This is a genomic window from Erwinia sp. PME.40.26/001 (assembly GCF_055556675.1).
The window spans coordinates 224,257-249,255 of sequence record NZ_JBVHNP010000003.1 but is presented as its reverse complement, the minus strand read 5'-3'; the positions used below and the strand labels follow the sequence as shown (position 1 = coordinate 249,255).

Here is a 24,999-nt window from a genome sequence, read left to right as displayed (position 1 = left end):
GTCGGGCATGCCCGACCCGCGTCACCCCCGTCACGATTCGCCGACAAAACCGCCGGTCTGGTGCTGCCACAGGCGCGCATACAGGCCGCCTTTTGCCAGCAGTTCGCCGTGGCTGCCGATCTCGACGATACGCCCCTGTTCGAGCACCACCAGCCGATCCATGCGGGCAATGGTCGACAGCCGGTGCGCGATGGCAATCACCGTTTTACCGCCCATCAGCGTTTCCAGGCTCTCCTGGATGGCCGCTTCCACTTCGGAGTCCAGCGCCGAGGTCGCTTCGTCCATAATCAGGATCGGCGCATCCTTCAGCAGCACGCGGGCAATGGCAATACGCTGACGCTGGCCCCCGGAGAGCTTCACGCCGCGTTCGCCCACGTGGGCATCCAGCCCGGTGCGCCCCAGCGAGTCAGACAGCTGCGGGATAAACTCGTCGGCCTTCGCCTGATGCACGGCCTGCATCAGTTCGTCCTCTGTGGCATCCGGGCGGCCATACAGCAGGTTGTCGCGAATCGACCGGTGCAGCAGTGACGTATCCTGAGTGATCATGCCAATCTGCGCCCGCAGGCTCTCCTGGCTGACCTCTGCAATGTTCTGGCCGTCAATCACAATGCGCCCGCCGTTCAGGTCGTACAGCCGCAGCAGCAGATTGACCAGCGTCGACTTCCCGGCCCCGGACGGGCCGATCAGACCAATTTTTTCACCGGGACGGATCGTCAGCTGTAAATCGTCGATCACCTGGCGTTCGCCACCGTAGTTAAAGCGGATGGCGTCAAAGTGGATTTCACCCTGCTTAACCTGCAGCGCGGGGGCGTGGGGTTTATCGCTGACCTTCACCGGCTGGGCGATAGTTTGCAGGCCGTCCTGCACCATGCCAATATTTTCGAAGATGCCGTTCACCACCCACATAATCCAGCCCGACATATTGACGATGCGGATCACCAGGCCGGTGGCGAGGGCAATGGCCCCGACGCTGATCAGCGACTGCGTCCACAGCCACAGGGCCAGACCGGTGGTGCTGATAATCAGCAGGCCGTTCAGCGTGGTGACCACCACGTCCATGCTGGTCACCATCCGTCCCTGACGGCGGGTTTTCACCGTCTGGTCGCTGATTGCTTCGCGCGCATACTGCTGCTCCAGGTCACTGTGAGCGAACAGTTTTAACGTGGTGATATTGGTGTAACCGTCGACAATGCAGCCCATCAGCCGCGAACGCGAATCGCTGGAGGCGACCGAACGGGCCTTCACGCGCGGCACAAAGTAGCGCATGCACAGCACGTAGCCGACTATCCAGATCAGTAGCGGAACGGTCAGCCGCCAGTCGGCTTCGGCAAACAGCACCAGCGTGGTGATGGCATAAATCAGCACGTGCCACAGGGCATCCACCGCCTGCACCGCCGAGTCGCGCAGGGCGCTACCGGTCTGCATAATGCGCTGGGCGATACGTCCGGCGAAATCATTCTGGAAGAAGTTCAGGCTCTGGCGCAGCACGTAGTTATGATGCTGCCAGCGGATCATACTGGTCATGCCGGGGTTGATGGTCTGATGCACCAGCAGGTCATGCAGGCCAATAAACAGGGGCCTGAAGAGCAGCGCGACGGCGACCATCCACAGCAATTCTCCGCCGTGGTCACTAAAAAAGGTGGCGGCGGGGCTGGTATTGACCAGATCGATTATCCGGCTGAGGTAGCGAAACAGCGCCACTTCGATCAGCGACGCCACCAGCCCAATCACCAGCAACAGCGCGAAGCAGGGCCATACCTGACGCAGATAGAACAGATAGAATGCCCAGACGTTAGCGGGCGGCGTGTCGGCCGGGGCATCCCTGAAGATATTGATCATCCTTTCAAAACGGCGATACAGCATAACGCAGGCTCACTTTTACGGCAGGAAACCTGGAGTTTAGTGCATCAGGGCTTTGCCAGTACACTTCTCCCTACGCCATACCCCATCACCAGCAGCGCGCCGACGGTGCCGGCAATCCAGTGCAGAGACGTCAGATGGCCGGTAAAACGCAGCAGCGCCGGGTCTGTCACCAGCATACTGCCCGCAATCCAGCCGATCAGCCCGCCGCCCAGCGTGACGATAAACGGAAAGCGCGACAGCACTTTCAGCACCAGTTTGCTGCCCATCACAATCACCGGAATGCTGATCAGCACGCCCAGGGACACCAGCCAGACGTTACCTTTCCCGGCGGCCGCCACGGCCAGTACGTTATCAAGCGACATCACCACGTCGGCCAGGGTGATCGTCAGGACCGTTTTCCACAGGCGGGTATCGCTGCCGATGCTGGCCTCTTCCTCGTCATTGCTGACCAGCTTAAAACCAATCCACAGCAGCAGCAGGCCACCGGCCACCTTCAGCCACGGCAGTGCCAGTAGCTGCACGGCGATGATCAGCAGCACCACCCGGGCGACAATGGCCCCAAGCGTGCCGAGAATAATGGCTTTTTTCTGTATGTTCGGCGGGAGTTTGCGGCAGGCGAGGGCGATCACCACGGCATTATCGCCCCCCAGTAGCAGATCAATCGCCACGATTTGCAGCAGGATAACGGCGAAATCAAGATGTTCGAACCACATAAGCACTCAGTTAACGCAGAGGAGAAGGGCCACGGGGTGACCCGTTGACATCAGCGGCGAAAGTCGTTGGCGCTGATCTGGTATTTTTTCAGTTTATTATAGAGCCCGGCGCGTGACAGCCCCATGACCTGAGCGGCCTGACGCAGGTTGCCGTTAAGCGCGTCGAGCGTGCTAATGATATGCGCACGCTCCTGGCTGTCAAGGCGTGCTGCCTGCCGTGGCGCAGGGCGGGGGTCCGCAGGGGCGAACAGGCTGCCCTGCATCACCTCATCCGGCAGATCCTGCACATCGATAAACAGGCCGCTGGTCATGTTGATCGTCCGCTCGACGATGTTTTCCAGTTCGCGGACGTTGCCCGGCCACGGATACTGGCTCAGGGCGTCCAGGGCGCGGGGGGTGAACTGCACGTTGATCTTCTTCAGCTGGGTACAGACTTTCTCGCGGAACCACTCGGTCAGCGCCGGAATATCGCTGCTGCGCTCGCGCAGGGCCGGGATCGGAATGGAAATGACGTTAAGACGGTAGTAGAGATCGCGACGAAAAGCGCCGGTCTCCACCGCCCGGATCAGGTTGCAGTTGGTGGCGGCAATGATGCGTACGTTGACTTTCACCGGCTGTGAGGCACCGATGCGCACCACCTCACTCTCCTGCAGGACGCGCAGCAGGCTGGTCTGTGCCTCCAGCGGCATATCACCGATCTCATCCAGAAACAGCGTTCCCCCTTCGGCCAGTTCAAACTTGCCTGCCGCACCGCCGCGACGGGATCCGGTAAACGCGCCGTCCACGTAGCCAAACAGTTCGCTCTGCACCAGGTCACGCGGCAGCGCGCCGCAGTTGACGGCAATAAAGGGTTCGCCGCTGCGCAGGCTGCCGTTATGGATCGCCTGGGCAAACAGTTCCTTGCCGGTGCCGCTCTCGCCGGTCAGCAGCACCGTGCTGTCGCTGCGGCTGCTGCTGCGCGCTTTATCCAGGGCCTCCTGCAGTGCTGTCGCGCTGCCGCACAGCATATCAAAGGTGTAGCTGGCGCGGGCACCCATCACCCGGCGGGTGATAGCGCGGATGCGCTGATTTTCACGCAGGGTGACTACCCTGCCGCCGCCCGGGGCGGGCATCACCGACACCAGACAGGAGATGCGCTGACCCTCTGCGGGGGTGAAAGTGATTTCGCGGTCGTTACAGAATGTCGTGGTGGTCAGGTGAATATTTTCCGGGTTAAGCCGATCATCCACCTGCTGGCCAGCCCGCACTGCGATCTGGAAGATCTGCCGGGCATAGCGGTTAATGGTTTTGATCGTCCCAGCGCGATCGAGCACGATCACCCCCTCATTCAGCGTTTCCAGGATCGACGTCTGTTCGGCCAGCAGGGCCTGCAGGATCAGCTGCTGGCGGATGGCCTCGGCGGCGGCCTGCACCGTACCGAGCGTGTGATAGTGAAAATTATCCTGGCTGGCGGTGAGGGTCAGCACGCCGATCATCTGTCCCCCGGCATCGCGGATCGGGGCCGCCGCACACTGCAGGTGGCGCTGGCGCAGGGCAAGCTTCCAGTTTTCACCGTTAAGGATATACACCAGCCGCTGCTGCTTCAGGCAGCAGGCCGTGCAGTTGGTGCCCATTTCAGACTCGGTGAGAATACTGCCGACGGGCGTAAGGTCGCGCCCGCAGCAGGAGAGGGTAATACCCTGCGCGCTGGTCAGATTGATATGCCCGTCCGGGTTGTAGGCCAGCAGGTTTTCCATAATGCTGCCCGCGACGCCAATCAGTTCAGCGTTGTCGGCCAGAATCTGCCTGACTTCCTCCTCCGGCGGGGAAGTATAGGCAAAGTGCGACGGATCAATGCTGGCGTCGCGACTGCGCTGCCACGAACTGAGCACCTCCGGACGCACAAATGCCGGCTCCCGCCCGGCATCGAAGTCGCGTCTTGCCTGCTCCAGCAGGCTGTCCCAGTGGCTGGCTTCACGTCCCGCAGGCAGCTGCGGCTGCCCGTCACGCTCTGCGCGGATCGCGGCGGATAGATGTGGCTGGTTCATCAGTTACTCCCCTCTCATGGAATGTCCATTTTATCGACATGTTAAGTTGACATGTTTTATTTGTGTCCATTTTGTGATCGCCACGAGCAGCGCGCGCCGCGTCAGACGGGCTTAAGCACCCTGGCATAGGGTTTGCTTATGTCTGTTGAGTCAGGAAAACGTCAGCCAGCCACCTTAAGGGGAACACAATGTCAGTCATAAACAATCGCGTACGTGTGGGATTAATCGGCGCAGGGCGCATGGGGAGCTTCCATGCCACGTCGCTGGCGCAAAAAGTGCCGGGGGCGGTGCTGGCCGCCGTTGCCGACCCGGTGCCGGGGGCGGCACAGCGCCTGGCAGAGCAGCTCGGCGCAGGGAAGTTTTACAGTGAACCGCAGGCGATGCTGGACGATCCGGAGATTGATGCGGTACTGATCGCCACCCCGGCACGCACCCACGCGGAGCTGGTGGCCGCTGCCGCCCGCGCCGGCAAGCACGTGTTCTGTGAGAAACCGATGGCCATTACCCTGGAAGAAGCCGACCACGCCATTGCCGCCGCCCGCAGCGCGGGAGTGGTGTTACAGGTGGGCTTTAACCGTCGCTTTGCCCGTGGCTTTGCCGCCGCGCTGGCCGCCATCGCGGCGGGGGAGATCGGCACCCCGCAGCTGATCCGCTCCCTGACCCGCGATCCGTCGCCGCTGCGTGACCCGAGCGGTATCCCGCCCTGGACTATTTATCTGGAAACGCTGATCCACGACTTTGACACGCTGCTGCATTGCAATCCCGGTGCGAAACCGGTGGAGGTGTATGCGATTGCGGATGCGCTGGTGCGCCCGGACTTTAAAGACAAGGGGCTTCTGGATACCTCAGTGGTGACGATTCGTTTTGATAACGGGGCGATAGCGGTGGCCGATGCCAGCTTTGAAGCCGTCTACGGCTACGACGTGCGGGCAGAAGTGTTCGGCAGTAACGGCATGTTCCAGATGGGCAATATTAACGTCAATAACTGCGTGCGCTACGGCGCGGGCGGGATTGCGATTGAGACCTCCCGCCAGGATACGGACCTGCTGGCAGAGGCCTATGTGGCCGAACTGAGTGAGTTTGTGCGCTGTGCGGCCAGCGGGGAAACCCCACGCGCCACCGGTGAAGATGCGCGTAACGCGTTGGAAATCGCCCTGGCCTGTATCGCATCTGTCCGCCAGGGCAAACCGATTCAACTACGAGGATAACAGCGATGTCGGACTATCGTCTTTCGGTGTCAGCCGAAATGGTTTTTCTGGATTTACCCTTTATTGAACGGGTGAAGCGTATTCATCAGCTGGGTTTCGGCGTGGAGATTTGGCACTGGAACAATAAAGACATTGACGCGCTGGCGGCGACCGGGGCCCGCTTTACCTCAATGACAGGCTATCTGACGGGTAACCTGACGGACGATGACGAGACAGAGAATCTGTTGAGCAGCGCCGCAGAGTCGCTGGCGGTGGCGGAACGGCTCAACTGTCCGTGTCTGAACCTGCACGGCACCGGGCTGGATAACCAGGGCCTGCCGGTGAAACCGGTGGCGATCGTCACCGGCGAGATGTGGGTGAAAGCCGTGCGCACGCTGGAAAAACTGGCCGCGCTGGGGGAGAAAGCAGGGCGGGTGTTTACTCTGGAAAACCTCAACCTGGCCGTTGACCATCCGGGTACGCCGTTTGCCCGGGCGGCGGATACGCTGGCGCTGGTGGAAGCGGTGAACAGCCCGTATCTGAAGATGAACCTCGACCTGTACCACGCGCAGATCGGGGAGGGCAATCTGATTGAACTGGTCAGGCGCTGCGGTCACGCCATTGGAGAGATCCAGGTGGCTGATGTGCCGGGGCGCTGTGAGCCGGGCACCGGCGAGATTAACTACCGGGCGGTGGCCAGCGCGCTGCGGGCCATAAACTACCGCGGGGTCATTGCGCTGGAAGGCTGGGCGTCAGGGGACAGTGAGGCGGCCCTGGCCAGTTTCAAAGCGCATTTTGAATAATGTCAGGCCGTTGTGCGGCCAGCCCTGGCCGCTGTTTTGCTCAGGATCGGCATTGTTCGCTTTGCTGACCCGCCAAAAATAATAACTTACCGACACCTACAGGAATCTCTTTATGAACGTGAATAAAATTGCACTGTTGATTGGGGCGCTGGCACTCGCGCCCGCTTCCCACGCAAAAGATTTGCGTATTGGCGTTGCACTGGCGAATTTCGACCTGAATTTCGTCTCTATTCTGCGAACGCAGATGGCGAAGGAGATGGAAAAAGAGCAGATCCAGGGGCAGTTCGAAGATGCCAAAGGCGATGTTGCGGTACAGGTACAGCAGGTGGAGAACTTTGTTAACCAGGGCGTGGACGCCATTATCCTCAACCCGGTGGATACCCAGGGCGTGAAGCCGATGATGGAGGCGGCGAAGCGCGCCAATATTCCGCTGATTTTCGTTAACCGCAAGCCGGAACTCGAACTGAGCGGGAAGATGGCGTATGTCGGTTCCGACTCGCTGCTGGGCGGGCGGATGGAGATGGAAGCCCTGGCGAAAAAAATGAATTACAAAGGTAATGTGGCCATTCTGATGGGGGCCCTGTCAGCGGAAGAAGCCCGCCAGCGGACCAAAGCCACTGAAGAGGTCATCGCCAAATATAAAGAGATGAAGGTGGTTGAGAAGCAGTCTGCAAAGTGGATGCGTAACGAAGCCGTCGATGTGACCTCCGGCTGGCTGCTGTCCGGCGATAAGATTGATGCGATAGCCGCTAATAATGATGAGATGGCGATTGGGGCGATCATGGCGCTGAACCAGAGCGGCAGAAAAGATATTCTGGTGGCGGGCATTGACGGTACGCCGGATGCGCTGCAGTTCATCAAAAACGGCAAGCTGACCTTAACCGTTTTCCAGGATGCCGCCGGCCAGGGGAAAGGCGCAGTCACGATGGCAAAACAGGTCATCGAAGGTAAAGCGGGCGACAAATTTATGTGGATCCCCTACCAGGTGATCACCAAAGAGAACTATGAGGCGTTTGCCAGTAAAAACCTGAAGTAATCCCCACCGGGCCCTGACCGCAGGGCCCGGCAGCCATCTCCCCGACTATTTTCCCATTTGCGCCGAAAAAAGTGTGATCTCAGTGGCATTTTATGCGTGATATGCATACTATTTCGCCGCTGAGCCAGCCCCGGCTGTTGCTCAATACTCACCCCCTGTTTTTTGCTGAGAACGCTGGACATGTATCTTGATTAGTCGCCGCCGGTTCATCATGGGTACCGGTGCGTTTATGCTTGCCATGAGCACCGATAAGCTATTTGCCCGTCAGGATTTTTTCCCGCTCTGGCCCGATGAACCTCCCGGCGGCGGCGGGCCGAGCGGGGCGTTACGCATTTCGGCCAACGGCTCATGGTCCAACATTGTCAGCCCCGGTATTCAGCGCTTTGTTCCTGAAAACCCTAACGGCCGCGCGGTGCTGATTGCTGCGGGAGGCGGCTATCGCTGGATTGGGATGGGGCGCGAAGGCTGGCCGGTGGCGCGCTGGCTCAACAGCAAGGGCTATACCGCCTATGTGCTGAGTTATCGCCTGCCGGGAGAACACTGGCAGGATGGCAATCGCGTGGCGTTTCAGGATGCCCAGCGTGCCATACGGCTGGTGCGGTCAATGGAAAATAACGTGCACCTGCTCGGCTTTTCCGCCGGCGGGCATATGTTTGGTCTTGCGGCGGCGCGCCCGGATTATGCCTCCTATGCCCCGCAGGATACGATCGACCAGATCGTGCCAAAAGCGGACAGCGTCGGGCTGATCTATCCGGTGATCACCCTCGAACCGCCGTATACCCACACCAATACGCACCTGTCGCTGGTGGGCAATCACCCCTCCCCGGCGGAGGAAGCAAACTGGTCGGTACAAAACTACGTGACCCGCGCCTATCCCCCGCTGTTTCTGGCGCAGGCAGAAGATGACCACACCTCTGACCCGGAAAACAGCGTGATCATGCACGATACCTGTCGTAAGGCAGGGGTCTCGGTTCAGATGATCCGTATTTCGCAGGGGGGTCACGGCTTTGGCCTCGGCAAGGCCGGTACGCCAGCCGCCATCTGGGATGAGGCCTATGCGGTGTGGCTGGCGGCCAGAACCTAGCGGCCGACCTTCTGTTTCGGTCGGCCTGTGGGAGGTGTTACTGCTGTTGCAGGAACGCCAGCAGATCCTGATTTAAGCGATCCTGATGGGTTACCGCAAAGCCGTGAGGCGCATCGTCGTACACTTTCAGTTCTGAGCCCGGGATCATCGCGGCGGCCAGCTTGCCGGTGGCTTCAAATGGCACAATCTGGTCGTTGCTGCCGTGGATCACCAGCGTGGGTACGGTCACCTTCGCGATATCTTCACGGAAATCCGTGGTTTCAAAGGCGGTGACACAGTCAATGGTGCCCTTCAGTGAGGCCAGCAGCGCGATATTCTGCGTCTGGATCAGGACGCCGTCTGAAAGAGTTTGTCCGGCGTTGATCCCGTAAAACGGTGTGGCAAAGTCTTTAAGAAACTGTGCGCGATCTTTGCGTAATCCGTTACGAATGCCGTCAAATACTGCTTTTTCCACGCCTTCAGGATGGTCGTCTGTCTTGCCGAAAATTGGCGTTACCGCCCCCAGCAGCACCAGCGCACTGACGCGGTCGCTACCGTAGCGGCCGATATAGCGCGTCACGTCCCCGCCGCCCATTGAAAAGCCCACCAGGGTGATCTCTTTCAGGTCAAGATGCTCAATCAGGTCGTTGATGTCGGAGGCAAAGGTATCGTAGTTATAGCCGTCCCACGGCTGGTCAGAACGGCCAAAGCCACGGCGGTCAAAGGCAATAGCCCGATAGCCACGTTCGGCAAGGAAATTCATCTGGCTGTCCCACATATCGGCATCCAGCGGCCAGCCGTGGCTGAACAGAACCGGTTTACCGGTACCCCAGTCTTTGAAATAAATTTGCGTGCCGTCAGTGGTGGTGAATGTGCTCATATCTGTAACCTCTAAGGTGGATGACGTGATGTTGTGGCTTACGTTAACTCCCCGGTTAAAAGAAAGATAAGGCATTAATTTTGACAACTTGTCCGAAAATCCTTATCAAGATATCTGTATGATTTAGTTATTCATTCCTTTCTGTTTACTGGCAAAACGCCTGTCAAAAAAATCTGAACGAGTTGCCAAATTCTTTCCGCTATCCGCCTTGCCCCGCCGGACGTAATCTTGTTTCCAGCAGCACAACACTCACTCACACCATCGCTGACGGATAACGAAGAGGAATAAAAAAATGTCTAAATTCGACCTGCTGGACCCACAGAACTCCGCCCTGATTTTCATCGACCACCAGCCGCAGATGTCGTTCGGTGTGGCTAACATCGATCGTCAGCAGCTTAAAAATAATACGGTAGCCCTGGCGAAAGCGGGCAAAATTTTTAACGTGCCGACGATTTACACCTCGGTAGAAACGGAAAGCTTCAGCGGCTACATCTGGCCGGAGCTGCTGGCGGTGCATCCGGAGGTGCAGCCGATTGAGCGCACCTCGATGAACTCATGGGAAGATGAAGCCTTTGTGAAGGCGGTGAAAGCGACGGGCCGTAAGAAGCTGATTATCTCCGCCCTGTGGACCGAAGTGTGCCTGACCTTCCCGGCGCTGATGGCGATGAAAGAGGGGTTTGAGGTGTACGTAGTGACCGACACCTCCGGGGGCACCAGCGTGGATGCGCACGAACGTTCTGTCGACCGGATGGTGCAGGCGGGGGCGGTGCCGGTGACCTGGCAGCAGGTGCTGCTGGAGTACCAGCGCGACTGGTCGCGTAAAGAGACATATGACGACGTGATGGACCTGGTGCGCGAGCACAGCGGCGCGTACGGCATGGGCGTGGATTATGCCTACACCCTGGTCCATAAAGCCCCGGCCCGCAAAGCCTGATAACCCACTGATGCCGGGGCTGACCACGCGTCGCCCCGGCAGGAGAGAACCATGCGTAACGCTTCCCTTTCTGCTCTGTCCTCCGGCGCGTCCGGATCGGTCACCGTCCGCTGGCTGGCGCTGTTAGCCCTCTGCTCTGCCTACCTTCAGGGCGGGCTGGTCAAGCTGCTGGATTTTCCAGGCGCCATCGCCGAGATGCAGCATTTCGGCCTGTCGCCGGCCGCGCCGATGGCGGCGGCGGTGATCGTTCTGGAACTGGTCGCATCACTGATGATCCTCAGCGGTCGGGGACGCTGGCTGGGCGCGCTGGCGCTGGCGCTGTTTACCGTTGCCGCGACCTTTATGGCGAACCGCTTCTGGCAGGTGCCGGTGACGGAGCGCGGCGGCGTGATGAATGGCTTTTTTGAACATCTTGGCCTGGCGGGTGCGCTGGTGTACGTGGCATGGAATGACAGGAGGGCGGCAAAATGAGTCAGAATAACGCAGGTGGGGCGTTTGCGCCTCTGAAGCAGGGGCTGTTCGCGGTGATCTGGGCGGCAACCATTCTCGGCAATACCGGCAGTTTTATGCGCGACGTGGCCAGCTCCTGGCTGGTCACCGGGCTGTCGTCCAACCCGGCGGCGGTGGCGCTGATGCAGACCGCCGCCACGCTGCCCATTTTTCTGCTGGCGATCCCTGCCGGGGTGCTGTCCGATATTCTCGACCGCCGCCGCCTGCTGATTTTTGTCCAGCTGCTGCTGGCCAGCGTCAGCGGCACGCTGCTGTTTCTCTCCCATCACAACCTGCTGACGGTGGAATACCTGGTGGCGCTGACCTTTATCGGCGGCATCGGCGCGGCGCTGATGGGCCCGGCCTGGCAGGCGATTGTGCCGGAGCTGGTGCCGCGCCCACAGCTGAAGAATGCGGTGGCGCTGAACTCACTGGGCATCAATATCGCCCGTGCCGTCGGCCCGGCGACCGGCGGGCTGCTGCTGGCGGCGCTCGGGGCCTGGGCGGCCTACGGTGCCGATGTCCTGAGCTACGTGTTTGTCATCACCGCACTGATCTGGTGGAAGCGCCCGCACAAAGCGAAAACCGAGCTGTCTGAACACTTCCTCGGCGCGTTCCGGGCGGGTATCCGCTACGTCAAAGCCAGCCGGGAACTGCACCGGGTGCTGGTTCGCGCCGCGATTTACTTCTTCTTTGCCAGCGCTATCTGGGCACTGCTGCCGCTGGTGGCGCGCAATCTTCTGCAGGGCAGCGCCGGGTTTTACGGCACGATGCTGGGTGCGGTGGGCGTGGGGGCGATTGTCGGTGCGCTGCTGCTGCCCGTGCTGCGTCAGCGGATGAAGGTTGACGGATTAATGCTGCTGTCGGCGGGGCTGTCCGCGCTGGTGATGGTGGTGATTGCCCTGCTGCCGGTTAAAGCCCTGGCCCTGCCGCTGATGGTCCTGCTGGGTGTCAGCTGGATTATCGCCCTGACCTCGCTGAACGGGGTGGCCCAGGCCGTTCTGCCGGACTGGGTGCGCGGCCGTGGCCTGGCGGTGTATCTGATGATTTTTAACGGTGCCATGGCCGCTGGCAGTCTGTTCTGGGGGCTGGTGGCGCAGGAAACCGGGCTGGTGAATACCCTGCTGATCGCCGCCGTGGTGCTGACGCTCACCGCGCTGCTGTGCCTGCGTCTGACGCTGCCGACGGGCGACGCTGATCTGCAGCCTTCCGGCCACTGGGATGAACCGGCGCTGGAGACAGACGTCACGGCAGACCGGGGCCCGGTCATGATTCAGATTGAATACCAGGTAAAGGCAGAAGATCGCCCGGCCTTCCTGGCGGAGATGAAAAAGCTGTCGCTGATCCGCCGCCGCGATGGGGCCTACGCCTGGGGCATCGCCGGGCACAGCCAGGAGGCGACCACGCTGATCGAGTGGTTCCTGGTCGAATCCTGGCATGAGCACCTGCGCCAGCACCAGCGTGTTTCCCATGCGGATGCAGACTTACAGGAGAGCGTGACGCGCTTCCATCAGGGGGAGGAGAAACCTAAAGTGCATCACTTTATCTCGCTGGAATAATCCCTGTCAGGGGGCGATCTTTTGTCCGGTCGCCCCCTGCGCCGTGCTTATTCGGGCGGGTTGCTGTCCCGGTTTCCGGCCTCTAACGCCAGCAGCAGCGTCGACAGTGAGGCATCAAGCTGCGCCAGCGCACCGGCAGGCAGCGCCGACAGGATCTGCCGTTCGTTTTCAATATGCGGCCCGACCAGACGATTAATCAGCGCCAGCCCTTCAGGCGTCAGCTGTACCAGCGTGCTGCGCGCGTCCTCTGCGCTGGCGACGCGCGCCACCAGTCCCCGGGTTTCCAGACGTTTCAGGCGGTGGGTCATGGTGCCTGACGTCACCATCAGCGCGGAGAACAGGGCGGTGGGGCTGAGGCAGTGAGGCGCACCCGCACGGCGCAGCGTCGCCAGCATATCAAACTCCCAGCTGGCCAAATCAAAGCGCGAAAACCAGGCTTCCAGCTGCTGTTCCAGCAGGACGGTACAGCGCTTAAGGCGGCCAATCGGCCCCATCGGGCTGGCATCCAGGTCGGGACGTTCGCGCTGCCACTGTTCGAGGATGGTGTCGACCGCATCGCGCGGCGGCCGGTGAGAAGAAGGCTTCATTTTATCTTGACTTCAAGGTAAGTGATCAACACAATCATGATATCTTGAATTGAAGGTAAAGTCATGAACACAGGATCCTATCTGCGCGACATTATGCTGACCGCCCTGGCCCCCGCTATCTGGGGATCAACCTATATCGTCACCTCACAACTGCTGCCGCCGGACCGGCCGTTCACCGCCGCGCTGATCCGCGTGCTGCCTGCGGGCCTGCTGCTGCTGCTGTTTACCCGGCGGCTGCCCTTGCGGAAAGATGTCTGGCGACTGCTGGTGCTCAGTGCATTAAATATCGGCGTGTTTCAGGCGCTGCTGTTTGTCGCTGCCTACCGGCTGCCCGGCGGGCTGGCGGCGGTGCTGGGGGCCATCCAGCCGCTGCTGGTGATGGTGCTGACCTGGACGGTCGACCGCCGCTCACCGGCGCAAACCACCCTGTGGGCATCGGTAGCGGGGGTGATTGGGATGGCGATGCTGCTGCTGTCACCGCAGACGGTCTTTGAACCGGTGGGTATCACGGCGGCCATCGTCGGGGCGGGCTGTATGGCGACCGGCGTCTGGCTGACGCGCCGCTGGAAGATCGACCTTCCCGTCCTGTCGCTGACCGGCTGGCAGCTGGCGATCGGTGGGCTGATGCTGGCCCCTGTGGCCTGGCAGATGGAGGCCGCGTTGCCTGTGCTGACCCTGCCGCAGTGGGCGGCCTATGGGTATCTGAGCCTGGCCGGGGCGCTGCTGGCCTATACGCTCTGGTTTCGCGGCGTGGCGCGGCTGCCCACGGTAGCCGTGGCCTCGCTGGGCTTACTGAGCCCGCTTTGCGCCGTGGGCCTGGGCTGGGTACTGCTGGGGCAGTCGATAACCGGTACGGCGCTGGCCGGGCTGGTCGTCGTGCTGGCCAGCGTGTTTGCCGTGCAGTGGAAAATGTCGCGCGGCCGTTAAGGCAGGGGCACTCTCTGATTGCGGATGCCCGGTGCTGCCGGGCGTCACCGTTTATTCTGCGGCGTACACGCTGCGGATCCCCTCAAAGCTCTGCAGGCGTTCACGCCACCACATCGCGGCATTGCCGGTCGCGCTGTCATTCCAGGCCAGGAACGCCTGATCACGGCGGGTTTCGCTGTCCAGCTGGCGTTCTACCAGCGTGCCGTTTGCCAGATGCGGGGCCGCCAGATAGCGCGGCAGGTAGCCGCAGCCCAGCCCGTCAACCTGCGCCTGAACCTTGTCACTGAAGCTGTGTACGCTGAGGATCGGCTGTTCGTCGAGCACGCGCAGGTCGGTGCCTTCGGCGTGGCGCGAGGTGTCGTGTACTACCACGGCCCGGTACTGGCGGATTTGCTCACGCAGCAGCGGGGCGGGCAGCGCCGCCAGCGGGTGATGTGGTGCAATCGCAAAGGTATATTCCAGCCAGCCCACCGGCACGCAGCTCACGCCGCTGTGGCGCACCGGCTCCTGTACGGCCCCAAAGACAATATCGGCCAGGCCATAACTCAGCGCTTCCCAGCAGCCTGCCAGCACGTCCTGACGGAACAGCAGGCGGGTGTGATGATGCGCCTGATAGAACTCATCGATCAGCCCGGACAGCAGGGCAAACGGCACGGAGGCATCCAGGCTGAGGGTAAGCTGACTTTCCCAGCCGCTTTCCACGTACTGCGCCTGCTGTTCCAGTTCGCCCACGGCGCGCAGCAGAATGCGTCCTTTCTCCAGCATCAGGCGTCCGGTGGGGGTAAATGTGGCACGGTGACCGGAGCGATCCAGCAGCGTGATATTCAAATCGCTTTCCATCTTCTGCACCGTATAACTCAGTGCCGAAGCAGTTTTAAACAGCCTGGCCGCCGCTGCGGCAAAGGTACCGTGACGGTCCAGTGCATCCAGAATCAGCAGCGCTTCAAGGTTTAATCGCATGGTGTTCCCCAAACCCAAAATTTGTTTAACAACTTCCTGAATTCTTTCCGTTATCAACCGGGGCGGCCATTTCGTATTGTGTCAACACGCAAGACAAACCCGAAACCTGAAACGTAAAAGGAATAAAAAAATGTCTAAATTCGACCTGCTGGACCCACAGAACTCCGCCCTGATTTTCATCGACCATCAGCCGCAGATGTCGTTCGGTGTGGCTAACATCGATCGTCAGCAGCTTAAAAATAACACCGTTGCTTTAGCAAAAGCAGGAAAGATTTTTAACGTGCCGACGATTTACACCTCGGTAGAAACGGAAAGCTTCAGCGGCTACATCTGGCCGGAGCTGCTGGCGGTGCATCCGGAGGTGCAGCCGATTGAGCGCACCTCAATGAACTCATGGGAAGATGAGGCCTTTGTGAAGGCGGTGAAAGCGACGGGCCGTAAGAAGCTGATTATCTCCGCCTTGTGGACCGAAGTGTGTCTGACCTTCCCGGCGCTGATGGCGATGAAAGAGGGGTTTGAGGTGTACGTAGTGACCGACACCTCCGGGGGCACCAGCGTGGATGCGCACGAACGTGCTGTCGACCGGATGGTGCAGGCGGGGGCGGTGCCGGTGACCTGGCAGCAGGTGCTGCTGGAGTACCAGCGCGACTGGGCACGTAAAGAGACATATGACGACGTGATGGACCTGGTGCGCGAGCACAGCGGCGCGTACGGCATGGGCGTGGACTATGCCTACACCCTGGTCCATAAAGCCCCGGCCCGTAAAGCCTGATGACCCGGCCCCTGCGGGGGGCATAAAGGAGAACATCGTGGACTATCCCCACCAGCCTGAACATATCACTCTGGTTATTACGCACCGCCTTTTGCCCGGCAAGCAGGACGACTATCAACGCTGGCTGGAAGCCATTATGCCGCAGGCCGCGCTGTTCCCCGGACATCTGGGTGTCAACGTCCTGCGCCCGGTACACGGTGAAATGACCTGGACCATACTGGTCAGATTCGACAATCTGGATAATCTTTACCAGTGGCTGAACTCAACGCAGCGTGCGGCACATGTGGCGGAGCTGGGCGGGTTGCTGGCGGGGAATGAGCACATTGAGATGCGCCCCGGCGCGGCGTTCTGGTTTACCCCGGCCGACCCGGCGCGGGTGGCCCCCAGGCAGTGGAAGCAGTTTCTGGTCACCCTGGCGGTGATTTTCCCCTCCACCAATCTGGTTCCCTGGTTCTGGGGGGCGGTGTTGCCCGTCAGCAAAGGTACGCTGTGGGGACATTTTCTCAACGATGCCTGCGTGGTCGGCCTGGTGGTGTATCTGTGGATGCCGGCGATAACGCGTCTTTTAAAAAACTGGCTGTCCCCGCGCGGGAAAATCAGCCCGGAGAGTAATGATGAATAATGCCTCATTGATTCTGACCAACGGTAAGTTCCACACCGTTGACCGTGAAAACCCGCTGGCAACGGCGGTGGCGATAAAAGACGGTAAATTCCTCGCGGTAGGCAGTGAAGCGGAAGTGATGCAGTTTGCCGGGGACGACACCCGGGTGGTGGATCTGAAGGGCCATACCGGGATCCCGGGCCTGAACGACTCGCACCTGCATCTGATCCGTGGCGGGCTGAACTACAACCTGGAACTGCGCTGGGAGGGGGTGCCGTCGCTGGCTGATGCCCTGCGGATGCTGAAAGAGCAGGCGCTGCGTACGCCTAATCCGCAGTGGGTACGCGTGGTCGGCGGCTGGAACGAATTCCAGTTTGCCGAGCGCCGTATGCCAACGCTGGATGAGATCAACGAAGCGGCCCCGGATACGCCGGTGTTTATTCTGCACCTTTACGATCGTGCGCTGCTTAACCGCGCCGCCCTGCGCGTGGTGGGCTATACCAAAGACACGCCAAACCCGCCGGGGGGCGAGATCCAGCGCGACGGTAACGGCAACCCGACCGGCATGCTGATCGCCCGTCCGAACGCGATGCTGCTGTACTCCACGCTGGCAAAAGGGCCGAAGCTGCCGCTTGAACAGCAGGTGAACTCCACCCGTCAGTTTATGCGTGAGCTGAACCGACTGGGGCTGACCAGCGCTATCGATGCGGGCGGCGGTTTTCAGAACTACCCGGATGATTACGCGGTGATCGGCGAACTGCACGAGAAAAAACAGCTGACGGTGCGCATCGCCTATAACCTGTTTACCCAGCGTCCCGGCCATGAGCTGGAAGATTTTGAGCGCTGGACCGACATGCTGAAACCGGGTCAGGGCACGGATTTTTACCGTCATAACGGCGCAGGCGAGATGCTGGTGTTCTCTGCTGCCGACTTCGAGGACTTCCTTGAGCCGCGCCCTGACCTGGCCCCCGGTATGGAAGATGAGCTGGAGCGCGTGGTGCGTCACCTGGTCGAGCACCGCTGGCCGTTCCGCCTGCACGCCACCTATAACGAGTCGATCAGCCGCATGCTGAACGTCTTTGAGAAAGTGAACCGTGAGATCCCGTTCAACGGCCTGCACTGGATTTTCGACCATGCCGAAACCATCACCGAAGCCAATATTGAGCGGGTAAAAGCGCTGGGCGGCGGGATTGCGGTACAGCACCGTATGGCGTTTCAGGGGGAATATTTTGCCGAGCGCTACGGTCATGAGGCGGTGAAGCAGACGCCACCGGTAGCGAAAATGCTGGAAGCCGGGGTCCCGGTGGGGCTGGGCACCGACGCCACCCGCGTAGCCAGCTATAACCCGTGGACGGCGCTTTACTGGCTGGTGTCCGGCCGCACCGTTGGCGGCATGGCGATGTATGACGTCAGTGCCCGTCTGGACCGTGAAACCGCGCTGATGCTGTGGACCCAGGGCAGCGCCTGGTTCTCCAGCGAGCAGGGGAAAAAAGGGCAGATTAAAGTGGGGCAGCTGGCTGACCTGGCGATTTTGTCGCAGGACTATTTCAGCGTCAGCGAAGAGGCGATTAAAGGCATTGAATCGGTGCTGACCGTGGTGAATGGCGAGGTGGTGTATGCGGCAGGTCGCTTCAGCCCGCTGTCGCCGCCGCCGGTGCCGGTGTTGCCGGAATGGTCGCCGGTGGTGACCACCCCAGGGCATTACCGCAGCGCACCGCCGCTGGCGAATGGGCGCGTGGCTTTTGCCTCACAGCCGCACCAGTGCAGCGGCCCGTGCGGTGTGCACAGCCACTCGCACGATGTCGCGCGCCGCTCCAGCGTGCCGGTGTCGGATGATAATGCCTTCTGGGGCGCGCTGGGCTGTTCCTGCTTCGCGTTCTGATTGAGGGTCAGACCTGCCTTCCCCCGGCAACCCCAGCGCCTGAGCCGTTTACAGATTTTGGATCAACCCGCGCTGGGCTAGTCAGGCCCGCTCAGCGCACCGATCGCCGGGTCGTGATAGTTCTCATCAATCCTGATGCCTGCCGCGCGCAGTCGCGCTTCCTGTTCCGCCCGCTGTTTCGCCATGGTTTTCAACAGCGCAGGTAACAGCGTTTTCCAGCGGTGACGATCCTCATACGGGAAATAGTCCTGATACGTCTGTTGCTCACTGCGGAACACCAGGGTGTACAGGTAAGTCCCGCGTTCCTCAGGGGCGGTGTCGCTGTTCTGACGCTGTACGCGCAGGGTCAGGTATTCATTACCACGGTAAAAATACCAGTCGGCTAAAAATGGCAGCGTTCGCCACTGCGCGTTATTGAGCGGCGATGACGGGTCGTTAAACGGCGTCGTGAGGCTGGACGTGGTCATCACCTGTTCAATCCGCGCGGCGTTAGCCACTTCTGACCCCGGCAAGCGCGGATCATCCTGCATAATAAAACGCTGCCATCCGGCGGCCTGAAGGCGCTCTACCAGCTGATAGAACCACCTGCGGCTATCCGCCAGCAGGCTGTCTTCCGGCAGGCCGAGGGGGTAAATGTTGATCTCATCAAAACGATTGTGGTTCTCTTGGTAGACCGGAGCGGTAAAAGAGAACACACCGTCGATGGTGAAAGGGCGATCGCCGCCCAGCACCAGATTGAGGGTATTGCCGCTTTGCGAGGGCTTAGTGAAATTATACCAGCACATCGTGTCGTCACAGTCGCGGGTCAGATCGTCGCCCAGCGCAGACTGCATGCCGTCTGTGGCATCACCCAGCCACACTTTAACGGTGCGGGTGACCGGTGCACTGGGGTTATCACAGCCTGAGAGCAGTGCGATGATACACAGCAGTAACGATTTCATCGTTAAATTTCCCTAAGGCTCATCCGTCCTGCTCTGCTTTCAGCAGGGCTAACAGCTCTTTATCGTTGAGGTGAAACGCCAGTTTTTCGGGCAGGGGGCGTTCAAAGTCGCGCAGTCCGCTCAGCGAATAGAAAAAGTTGCTGTCGTAAAAGGCGTTAATCGCCGCCAGCTCCGGCATCAGATCCAGCATCGGATCCGTGGGGCGATAGCCGGCACGCACGCGGGCCAGCGACTCAAGGGGTTGGCTGCAGGCATCACATCCCTGGTTTAGCCCTTTTGCCCACAGTCGGTAGGCGTCTGTCCGGTGTCCTTCAATCCAGGCCAGTTTGCCGAGGCTGGCATACGCCGGGGCGTACCCCTGCTTAACGGCGCATTCCAGCAGGGTTTTCGCTAGCGGATGCATCGCCCTGGCCTGGGGAACAAGGGTTCCTCCGATCAGCGTCATCGCCTGCGGACTGCCGCGATCGACGGCGGTCGACAGCAGGCTGTACATGGTCTTGTAGTCTCGGCCATACAGAGAAGACGCCCAGGTATAGGTGGCGATCGGGACACCCTGATCAATCATTTTTTGCAGGGTGGCATTGGCCTGCGTCGTGGCTTCCGGGCTGGCCGGGTAACGCAGTGTCCAGACAGTATCCAGCCAGACGGCCTTCCAGCTTCCGGCTTTGACGGCCGCCGCCAGCAGATCTTCACGCTTTTTTTTGTTCCCGGCATCCTGCCAGAAATGATCTTTCGCATCGCCAATCGCCGCATAGTCAACCAGCTGGCGAAAAGCGGCCGCTGCCGCCGGGCTCTCCTGCGGCGTGGCGGCTTCCTCGCTGCGACAAACGAACTTTTTGTCTTTAAATTCCGCCACTAAATGCGGTTCTGTCGCGAGTTCGCCCATGCTGTCATAGGCGGTGGGACCATGGTTGAAGTCGTCAAATGTTTTGGCCGCTGACGCCGCACCGCAGGCAAACAGACCAGAAAGCACCAGAGCAGAAAATGAAGTGAATTTCATTGAGTCCCTTTATCGGGCCAGGCGCACCGGCAGGCCCGTCAGAATACGCTGTACGCGCGGTGAAAAACGGTAATCGGTTATTAAAGCATTGTTCAGCGCAGGCCGCCATCGGCAGGTAAAGGCGCGGGAGGTATAACATACTGATAACAAAGATCAGAAATGGACTACAAATGTCGGACGGCGCTCTGATGTTGGCTTAAGACAATTCTCAATATAGTGGCCTCAACGAAAACCTGAGCATTTTTCACACTGAAAAGACCGGGTTATGTTTTGTTGAGAGGCCGATATGAACACGATTTACCGTATTATCTGGAACCGCACTTTAGGGTGTTTTGTGGTCGCTTCCGAGCTGGCCACCGGCAAGGGAAAAAGCCGGACCACTCTCGTTTCAGCTGCGGTAACGCGTGTTCCGCTGTTGAGCGCGCTTTCTGCCGCGCTGCTGCTCAGCCTGGCACCCGTCAGCCATGCGGCAACTCAGCTGGTGGATGGCACTACCTATCAGGGCAGCGGGCAACTGACCTCCGCCGGAGATAATAATCCCGGTCTGTTGGTGAATAACGGCGGTGAGGCAAGCTGGACCGACGGGATGATCACCTCCAGCGGTGCGGGTTCCACGGCTGCTGGCGTACAGAATGGCTCTACGCTGAGTCTGGACAACACCAGCGTGCTGTCACTGCGCGATGCAACACTGGCTCTGTCGGCTACGGGCAACTCGTTCCTGAATCTGCTTAATACCCAGGTGACGGCGATCGGTAACAGTATTGCGCTGTATATCAACACCGGTGCTCAGGTACAGGGCAGCGGACTGACGGTGAACAGTGCGGGCGTGGGGATAAAAAATAACACCTCGACTTTCGATGTCAGCAATCTGACGGTAGCCACTACGGGTAAAGCGGGCCATGCGATTAACACCTTTGGTAACAGCAACTTCAAAGCGGACAACGTTACCCTGACCACCCGCGGCGAGCAGGCCGATGGCGTCAGCACCAGCGGCGGCACCACCAACCTGAGCAATATCAATATCACCACCGGCGGTAAAACAGCACGCGGCGTGTTCGCGACCACCAGCGCAGCTAACGTCACGCTGAACGGCGGCAGTATTAATACCGCCGGTACCATGGCGCACGGTATTTATGCCACTAAGGGCGCGACGGTCAACGTCAGTAATATGGATATTACGACCACCGCAGTCGGTATGCCTGCCAACAACACCGGCGCATCCGCCCTGATGATCGAAACGGGGTCAACGGTCAATGCGGACTCCGTCAAACTGAGCTCGGCGGGTAATGCCATCACCATGACGAACAGCATCTTCAATGGCAACAACGTTGAGCTGCGCCAGACGCGTGCCAATACTGGCCCCGCGCTCTGGGCATTTGGTTCGACCGTGAATCTCCGTAATAGCCTGATTAGCGGTGACAGCAGCGTTGTGCTACAGGGGATCTACATTGATGGCGGTACCGGTAATTTTGACAATGTCACCATCACCGGTGAGAAGAGCGGATTAGGTCTGGCCATACGTTACAATGGGGTGGTGAACGCCAGTCACCTCAACATCCGGATGAAAAATACTGAAAACAGCAGCCTTTCCGGCATTGTGTTCAGTAATGGAGGAGGAAATAACCTTGCCACGCTAAAGGACTCCAGCGTGGTGGTTGAAGGAGCCTCGGCGTATGGCATCTACTCAAAAACCACCGTCAACCACAGATTGAACCTGATTGATTCACTGGTGTTGAGTGACAACGTGGCGCTCAAAGCGACACAGACCTCGGCACTACTGGTGACGGCGGATGGTTCAACCATCAGCGGTAAAACCCTGATGCAGGGGGGCACCGGCAGCGGTGAAAGCGTGCGTAATCTGGAGATTGATGCGACTAACGGTTCATCACTGATCGGGACGGCGGATATCAACCGGACTTACACCCAAAAAAGCCGTATCTCCCTGGCTAACGCCTCGGCGTGGCAGGGAGCCGCCAGTGGTCTGCACCAGCTGGCACTGTCCAGCGGCAGCCAGTGGACGATGACCGCAGATTCTGATGTGGGTACGGTGGCGCTGAACGACAGCCAGATCGGCTTCGACCACGCTGATGGCAGCTTTAAAACATTGACCGTTGACGGGGATTTCACCGGTGATAACGGCACGCTGGTGATGAACAGCATTCTTGACGGTGACGACTCGGCGCATGACCGCCTGATCGTTAACGGCAACACCAGCGGTACCACCCGCGTGGTGGTGAATAACGCGGGCGGCAGCGGTGCAGCCACGTTACAGGGTATTGAGCTGATTTCGGTGGCCGGCGATTCCGGCGGTGAGTTTACACAGCAGGGCCGTATTGTCGCGGGGGCTTACGACTACTTCCTGCAGCGCGGGACGGGCAGCGCCGATAAAAACTGGTTCCTGAGCAGCAGCCTGACGCCGGTGCAGCCGCCGCAGCCCGTCGTGACACTGCCGGTCGTGACTCAGCCGGGAGTAACACAGCCGGGAGTAACACAGCCGGGAGTAACACAGCCGGAAGTGACGCAGCCCGCGTCACCAGATGATGCGGCTAACCCGATAGTCCAGCCGGTCGTCAGCCCGGTTGCGGCGGCCCCGATGGTGGTGCGCCCGGAAGTGGGCAGCTACAACGCCAACATACAGGCGGCCAACACCCTGTTTACCCTGCGTATGCACGATCGCGGTGGGGAAACGCAGTATATCGACGCGCTGACCGGGGAACAGAAAACGACCAGCATGTGGCTGCGCAGCGTCGGAGGCCACCAGCAGATCGGTGACGCCAGCGGCCAGTTGAAAACGGAAACTAACCGTTATGTGATGCAGCTGGGGGGCGACCTGGCGCAGCTGAGCAGTAACGGAAATGACCGCCTGCATATCGGGGCGATGGCGGGCTACGGTAATGCGCAGAGCAAAACCGACTCGAAACTGACCGGATTCCGCTCGAAAGGGCAGGTTAACGGCTACAGCGTCGGCCTTTACGCCAGCTGGAATCAGCAGCCGGAAGCCCGCAGCGGCGCGTATGTTGACAGCTGGGTGCAGTACGGCTGGTTTAACAACAGCGTCAGCGGCGAGATGATGCAGAGCGAAAGCTACAGGTCGCAGGGGATCACCGCTTCTGTGGAAGGCGGCTACCGTTTCAAACTGGGCGAGGACGGTGCGAAGAACCGCTACTTTATCGAGCCAAATGCGCAAATCGTCAGCATGAACGTTAAGGCGAAAGACCTGACCGAAAGTAACGGCACCCGCGTCAGCAGCAAGGGCAACGGCAACATACAGTCACGGGTTGGCGTGCGGGCGTCGATGGACAGCGCGGCAGGCGGCAGTCAACCCCAGCTGACGCCGTGGGTGGAAGCGAACTGGATAGGTAACAGCAGGGACTTTGGCAGCACGCTGAACGGCGTCAGCCAGGCCAGCCAGGGCGCGAAAAACATTGGTGAAGTTCGCATCGGCGTTGACAGCCAGCTGAAGCCAAACCTCAACCTGTGGGGATCGCTGGGTCAGCAGGTGGGCGGCAGCGGCTACAAAGACAGCAGCGCTGCGGTCGGTATTAAACTCAGCTTCTGATCGTCATCACAACCCAGGCCAGCGACTGCTGGCCTTTTCTTTACCCTCTCTCTATTCTGTTGGTCACTCTTTCTGCAACCGGAGCCTCCGCGCCTAATTCATGATGAAGACGACCCTGACAGAAAAACAGACTCAGCATGCCGCAGGCAGTACCCGGCAGCAAAAGCACCGTGCGATTGGCATTGTCGCCGGGGAGTTTAGTAACCCGTATACCCTGACTCTGCTGAATGACGTGACGCGCCAGCTTCACCAGCGCGGTGCCAGCGCCGTGCTGTTAAACGTGGACGACGATGCCAGCTGTCAGGCGGTTTTACGCACGGCCGGGCAGTTACCGTTAGATGCGCTGCTGTATCTTACCCACCCCCTCAGCGCGGAACAGCTTGCTGACATTGAGGCGCACTATCCGATGCCCGCCATCCATCTCTGCCGCAGCGCGGCAGGAGAAGGGGAAGAGGCGATCGGCGTGGATGATTATGCGGCCGGGGAGCAGATCGGCCGCCTGCTGCTGTCGCAGGGGTATCAGCGTTTCGGTTATCTGCAGGGTCAGGAGGTTGCTTCCGCCGCCCCGCTGCGGATGGACGGCTACGCTGCCAGTTTGCAGGAGGCGGGGAAAACCCTGAACAGCGTGCTGGTGGCGGGGCACTCAGACCGGGAGATGGGTTACAAAGCGATGATGGCCTACCTGAAAACTACCTGGGCCTCTGAACGTATTGAAGGGCTGTTCTGCGAAAATGACGTGCTGGCCTTTGGGGCGATGCAGGCGATTCGTGATTTTGGTGAAGGCGCGCATATCGGTGTCGTGGGCTTTGATGATGTCAGTGAAGCCCACTCCTCGATGTGGAGCCTGACCACCTGGGCACAGCGTAGCGATCTGCAGATTACCGAGGCGCTCAACCGCCTGCTTGACCAGCGCACTGACGAACAGGGCGCATGGCGCAAGGGCGAACTGAAAATCCGCCATTCGCACCTGAGCCGGGAAGAGCACGGCGAAATGTCTCAATGCGGCTGCGCCAGCCGCAGCTGACAGCGTGTGCTGCTTTTATCCATTTGCGACCTCATTCCGGCAGAGATAATTTTATCTTTGTCGGAACAGCGTGCTGGCCAGCGGCGTGATGTCTTTGAAAAAAGATATTGTCTGAGTTATGTCATCATTTAGCAGTATGGAAGTATGCGCTATAAAATGATCTAATCTGAATATTAATTCAGTAAAGGTGTA

General features: G+C 59.8%; 21 protein-coding genes. 13 read left to right on the top strand and 8 right to left on the bottom strand.

All coding sequences use genetic code 11. The annotated features are described in order from the left end of the window. Nucleotides 1-30: 30 nt before the first annotated feature. The 3 genes from ACZ3HG_RS11620 to ACZ3HG_RS11610 are packed head-to-tail and all read right to left on the bottom strand — an operon-like array spanning nt 31 to nt 4,603. Nucleotides 31-1,863, bottom strand: coding sequence for an ABC transporter ATP-binding protein (locus tag ACZ3HG_RS11620; protein WP_465332875.1), 1,833 nt, complete (start codon nt 1,861-1,863; stop codon nt 31-33). A 44-nt stretch (nt 1,864-1,907) separates the two neighbouring features. After that, nucleotides 1,908-2,576 carry a TerC family protein gene (locus ACZ3HG_RS11615; protein WP_465332874.1) on the bottom strand — a complete coding sequence of 223 codons (669 nt, stop codon included), beginning with the start codon at nt 2,574-2,576 and terminating at the stop codon, nt 1,908-1,910. Between the two features lie 50 nt (nt 2,577-2,626). Beyond that, a complete protein-coding gene (locus ACZ3HG_RS11610; RefSeq protein ID WP_465332873.1) occupies nt 2,627-4,603 on the bottom strand; it encodes a sigma-54-dependent Fis family transcriptional regulator in 1,977 nt (658 codons plus the stop codon). Between the two features lie 188 nt (nt 4,604-4,791). Here ACZ3HG_RS11610 and ACZ3HG_RS11605 point away from each other — a divergent pair, with 188 nt between their 5' ends. The 4 genes from ACZ3HG_RS11605 (at nt 4,792) to ACZ3HG_RS11590 (ending at nt 8,713) form a co-directional block, all read left to right on the top strand. Next, on the top strand, nt 4,792-5,811 hold the full coding sequence (locus tag ACZ3HG_RS11605) for a Gfo/Idh/MocA family oxidoreductase (protein ID WP_191936748.1): 1,020 nt from the start codon (nt 4,792-4,794) through the stop codon (nt 5,809-5,811). 5 nt (nt 5,812-5,816) lie between these two features. Continuing rightward, complete coding sequence (locus ACZ3HG_RS11600) at nt 5,817-6,593, top strand: TIM barrel protein (RefSeq protein WP_465332872.1); 777 nt, start codon at nt 5,817-5,819, stop codon at nt 6,591-6,593. A 112-nt stretch (nt 6,594-6,705) separates the two neighbouring features. Beyond that, the gene (locus ACZ3HG_RS11595; RefSeq protein ID WP_191934460.1) at nt 6,706-7,629 is read left to right on the top strand and encodes a sugar ABC transporter substrate-binding protein; all 924 of its coding nucleotides are present in this window, start codon (nt 6,706-6,708) and stop codon (nt 7,627-7,629) included. A gap of 229 nt (nt 7,630-7,858) precedes the next feature. Continuing rightward, the gene (locus ACZ3HG_RS11590; RefSeq protein ID WP_191934461.1) at nt 7,859-8,713 is read left to right on the top strand and encodes an alpha/beta hydrolase; all 855 of its coding nucleotides are present in this window, start codon (nt 7,859-7,861) and stop codon (nt 8,711-8,713) included. A gap of 37 nt (nt 8,714-8,750) precedes the next feature. Here the strand turns inward: ACZ3HG_RS11590 and ACZ3HG_RS11585 are convergent, their stop codons facing one another. Then, the gene (locus ACZ3HG_RS11585; RefSeq protein WP_191936746.1) at nt 8,751-9,572 is read right to left on the bottom strand and encodes an alpha/beta fold hydrolase; all 822 of its coding nucleotides are present in this window, start codon (nt 9,570-9,572) and stop codon (nt 8,751-8,753) included. A gap of 292 nt (nt 9,573-9,864) precedes the next feature. Here ACZ3HG_RS11585 and ACZ3HG_RS11580 point away from each other — a divergent pair, with 292 nt between their 5' ends. Genes ACZ3HG_RS11580 through ACZ3HG_RS11570 form a run of 3 tightly spaced genes read left to right on the top strand, consistent with a single transcriptional unit; the run spans nt 9,865 to nt 12,554 of the window. Next, complete coding sequence (locus ACZ3HG_RS11580; RefSeq protein ID WP_465332871.1) at nt 9,865-10,506, top strand: hydrolase; 642 nt, start codon at nt 9,865-9,867, stop codon at nt 10,504-10,506. Nucleotides 10,507-10,557: 51 nt separating this feature from the next. Further along, nucleotides 10,558-10,977 (top strand): DoxX family protein, encoded by a 420-nt coding sequence (locus tag ACZ3HG_RS11575; RefSeq protein ID WP_191934464.1) that lies wholly within the window; start codon nt 10,558-10,560, stop codon nt 10,975-10,977. Further along, a complete protein-coding gene (locus ACZ3HG_RS11570) occupies nt 10,974-12,554 on the top strand; it encodes an MFS transporter (RefSeq protein WP_465332870.1) in 1,581 nt (526 codons plus the stop codon). The genes ACZ3HG_RS11575 and ACZ3HG_RS11570 overlap by 4 nt, the downstream gene beginning before the upstream one ends. 47 nt (nt 12,555-12,601) lie before the next feature. On the opposite strand, the gene ACZ3HG_RS11565 is transcribed toward ACZ3HG_RS11570, so the two are convergent. Continuing rightward, entirely contained in the window at nt 12,602-13,141 is a 540-nt protein-coding gene (locus ACZ3HG_RS11565; protein ID WP_191934466.1) for a MarR family winged helix-turn-helix transcriptional regulator, read from the bottom strand. A gap of 63 nt (nt 13,142-13,204) precedes the next feature. Between ACZ3HG_RS11565 and ACZ3HG_RS11560 the strand changes: the two genes are divergently transcribed. After that, on the top strand, nt 13,205-14,068 hold the full coding sequence (locus ACZ3HG_RS11560; protein WP_191934467.1) for an EamA family transporter: 864 nt from the start codon (nt 13,205-13,207) through the stop codon (nt 14,066-14,068). Between the two features lie 51 nt (nt 14,069-14,119). Here the strand turns inward: ACZ3HG_RS11560 and ACZ3HG_RS11555 are convergent, their stop codons facing one another. Next, nucleotides 14,120-15,028 (bottom strand): LysR family transcriptional regulator, encoded by a 909-nt coding sequence (locus ACZ3HG_RS11555; RefSeq protein ID WP_191934468.1) that lies wholly within the window; start codon nt 15,026-15,028, stop codon nt 14,120-14,122. A 130-nt stretch (nt 15,029-15,158) separates the two neighbouring features. On the opposite strand from ACZ3HG_RS11555, the gene ACZ3HG_RS11550 reads away from it, so the two are divergent. The 3 genes from ACZ3HG_RS11550 to ACZ3HG_RS11540 are packed head-to-tail and all read left to right on the top strand — an operon-like array spanning nt 15,159 to nt 18,283. Beyond that, complete coding sequence (locus tag ACZ3HG_RS11550; RefSeq protein WP_465332869.1) at nt 15,159-15,800, top strand: hydrolase; 642 nt, start codon at nt 15,159-15,161, stop codon at nt 15,798-15,800. A 37-nt stretch (nt 15,801-15,837) separates the two neighbouring features. After that, nucleotides 15,838-16,422 carry an antibiotic biosynthesis monooxygenase gene (locus tag ACZ3HG_RS11545; protein ID WP_342214477.1) on the top strand — a complete coding sequence of 195 codons (585 nt, stop codon included), beginning with the start codon at nt 15,838-15,840 and terminating at the stop codon, nt 16,420-16,422. Further along, the gene (locus ACZ3HG_RS11540) at nt 16,412-18,283 is read left to right on the top strand and encodes an amidohydrolase (RefSeq protein WP_465332868.1); all 1,872 of its coding nucleotides are present in this window, start codon (nt 16,412-16,414) and stop codon (nt 18,281-18,283) included. Before ACZ3HG_RS11545 ends, ACZ3HG_RS11540 begins: the two co-directional genes overlap by 11 nt. A gap of 77 nt (nt 18,284-18,360) precedes the next feature. On the opposite strand, the gene ACZ3HG_RS11535 is transcribed toward ACZ3HG_RS11540, so the two are convergent. Both ACZ3HG_RS11535 and ACZ3HG_RS11530 read right to left on the bottom strand, forming a co-directional pair. Continuing rightward, nucleotides 18,361-19,224, bottom strand: coding sequence for a hypothetical protein (locus ACZ3HG_RS11535; RefSeq protein ID WP_465332867.1), 864 nt, complete (start codon nt 19,222-19,224; stop codon nt 18,361-18,363). Between the two features lie 19 nt (nt 19,225-19,243). Further along, the gene (locus ACZ3HG_RS11530) at nt 19,244-20,224 is read right to left on the bottom strand and encodes an SEL1-like repeat protein (RefSeq protein ID WP_465332866.1); all 981 of its coding nucleotides are present in this window, start codon (nt 20,222-20,224) and stop codon (nt 19,244-19,246) included. A gap of 286 nt (nt 20,225-20,510) precedes the next feature. On the opposite strand from ACZ3HG_RS11530, the gene ACZ3HG_RS11525 reads away from it, so the two are divergent. Both ACZ3HG_RS11525 and ACZ3HG_RS11520 read left to right on the top strand, forming a co-directional pair. Continuing rightward, nucleotides 20,511-23,783 (top strand): autotransporter outer membrane beta-barrel domain-containing protein, encoded by a 3,273-nt coding sequence (locus ACZ3HG_RS11525; protein WP_465332865.1) that lies wholly within the window; start codon nt 20,511-20,513, stop codon nt 23,781-23,783. A gap of 100 nt (nt 23,784-23,883) precedes the next feature. Then, nucleotides 23,884-24,807 carry a substrate-binding domain-containing protein gene (locus tag ACZ3HG_RS11520; RefSeq protein ID WP_465332864.1) on the top strand — a complete coding sequence of 308 codons (924 nt, stop codon included), beginning with the start codon at nt 23,884-23,886 and terminating at the stop codon, nt 24,805-24,807. Nucleotides 24,808-24,999 lie beyond the last annotated feature (192 nt).

What these genes read in the sequence shown, in the direction of transcription:
- ACZ3HG_RS11620 (WP_465332875.1), bottom strand. Translation starts at nt 1,863, where the DNA reads ATGCTGTATCGCCGTTTTGAAAGGATGATCAATATCTTCAGGGATGCC.
- ACZ3HG_RS11615 (WP_465332874.1), bottom strand. Translation starts at nt 2,576, where the DNA reads ATGTGGTTCGAACATCTTGATTTCGCCGTTATCCTGCTGCAAATCGTG.
- ACZ3HG_RS11610 (WP_465332873.1), bottom strand. Translation starts at nt 4,603, where the DNA reads ATGAACCAGCCACATCTATCCGCCGCGATCCGCGCAGAGCGTGACGGG.
- ACZ3HG_RS11605 (WP_191936748.1), top strand. Translation starts at nt 4,792, where the DNA reads ATGTCAGTCATAAACAATCGCGTACGTGTGGGATTAATCGGCGCAGGG.
- ACZ3HG_RS11600 (WP_465332872.1), top strand. Translation starts at nt 5,817, where the DNA reads ATGTCGGACTATCGTCTTTCGGTGTCAGCCGAAATGGTTTTTCTGGAT.
- ACZ3HG_RS11595 (WP_191934460.1), top strand. Translation starts at nt 6,706, where the DNA reads ATGAACGTGAATAAAATTGCACTGTTGATTGGGGCGCTGGCACTCGCG.
- ACZ3HG_RS11590 (WP_191934461.1), top strand. Translation starts at nt 7,859, where the DNA reads ATGCTTGCCATGAGCACCGATAAGCTATTTGCCCGTCAGGATTTTTTC.
- ACZ3HG_RS11585 (WP_191936746.1), bottom strand. Translation starts at nt 9,572, where the DNA reads ATGAGCACATTCACCACCACTGACGGCACGCAAATTTATTTCAAAGAC.
- ACZ3HG_RS11580 (WP_465332871.1), top strand. Translation starts at nt 9,865, where the DNA reads ATGTCTAAATTCGACCTGCTGGACCCACAGAACTCCGCCCTGATTTTC.
- ACZ3HG_RS11575 (WP_191934464.1), top strand. Translation starts at nt 10,558, where the DNA reads ATGCGTAACGCTTCCCTTTCTGCTCTGTCCTCCGGCGCGTCCGGATCG.
- ACZ3HG_RS11570 (WP_465332870.1), top strand. Translation starts at nt 10,974, where the DNA reads ATGAGTCAGAATAACGCAGGTGGGGCGTTTGCGCCTCTGAAGCAGGGG.
- ACZ3HG_RS11565 (WP_191934466.1), bottom strand. Translation starts at nt 13,141, where the DNA reads ATGAAGCCTTCTTCTCACCGGCCGCCGCGCGATGCGGTCGACACCATC.
- ACZ3HG_RS11560 (WP_191934467.1), top strand. Translation starts at nt 13,205, where the DNA reads ATGAACACAGGATCCTATCTGCGCGACATTATGCTGACCGCCCTGGCC.
- ACZ3HG_RS11555 (WP_191934468.1), bottom strand. Translation starts at nt 15,028, where the DNA reads ATGCGATTAAACCTTGAAGCGCTGCTGATTCTGGATGCACTGGACCGT.
- ACZ3HG_RS11550 (WP_465332869.1), top strand. Translation starts at nt 15,159, where the DNA reads ATGTCTAAATTCGACCTGCTGGACCCACAGAACTCCGCCCTGATTTTC.
- ACZ3HG_RS11540 (WP_465332868.1), top strand. Translation starts at nt 16,412, where the DNA reads ATGATGAATAATGCCTCATTGATTCTGACCAACGGTAAGTTCCACACC.
- ACZ3HG_RS11535 (WP_465332867.1), bottom strand. Translation starts at nt 19,224, where the DNA reads ATGAAATCGTTACTGCTGTGTATCATCGCACTGCTCTCAGGCTGTGAT.
- ACZ3HG_RS11530 (WP_465332866.1), bottom strand. Translation starts at nt 20,224, where the DNA reads ATGAAATTCACTTCATTTTCTGCTCTGGTGCTTTCTGGTCTGTTTGCC.
- ACZ3HG_RS11525 (WP_465332865.1), top strand. Translation starts at nt 20,511, where the DNA reads ATGAACACGATTTACCGTATTATCTGGAACCGCACTTTAGGGTGTTTT.
- ACZ3HG_RS11520 (WP_465332864.1), top strand. Translation starts at nt 23,884, where the DNA reads ATGATGAAGACGACCCTGACAGAAAAACAGACTCAGCATGCCGCAGGC.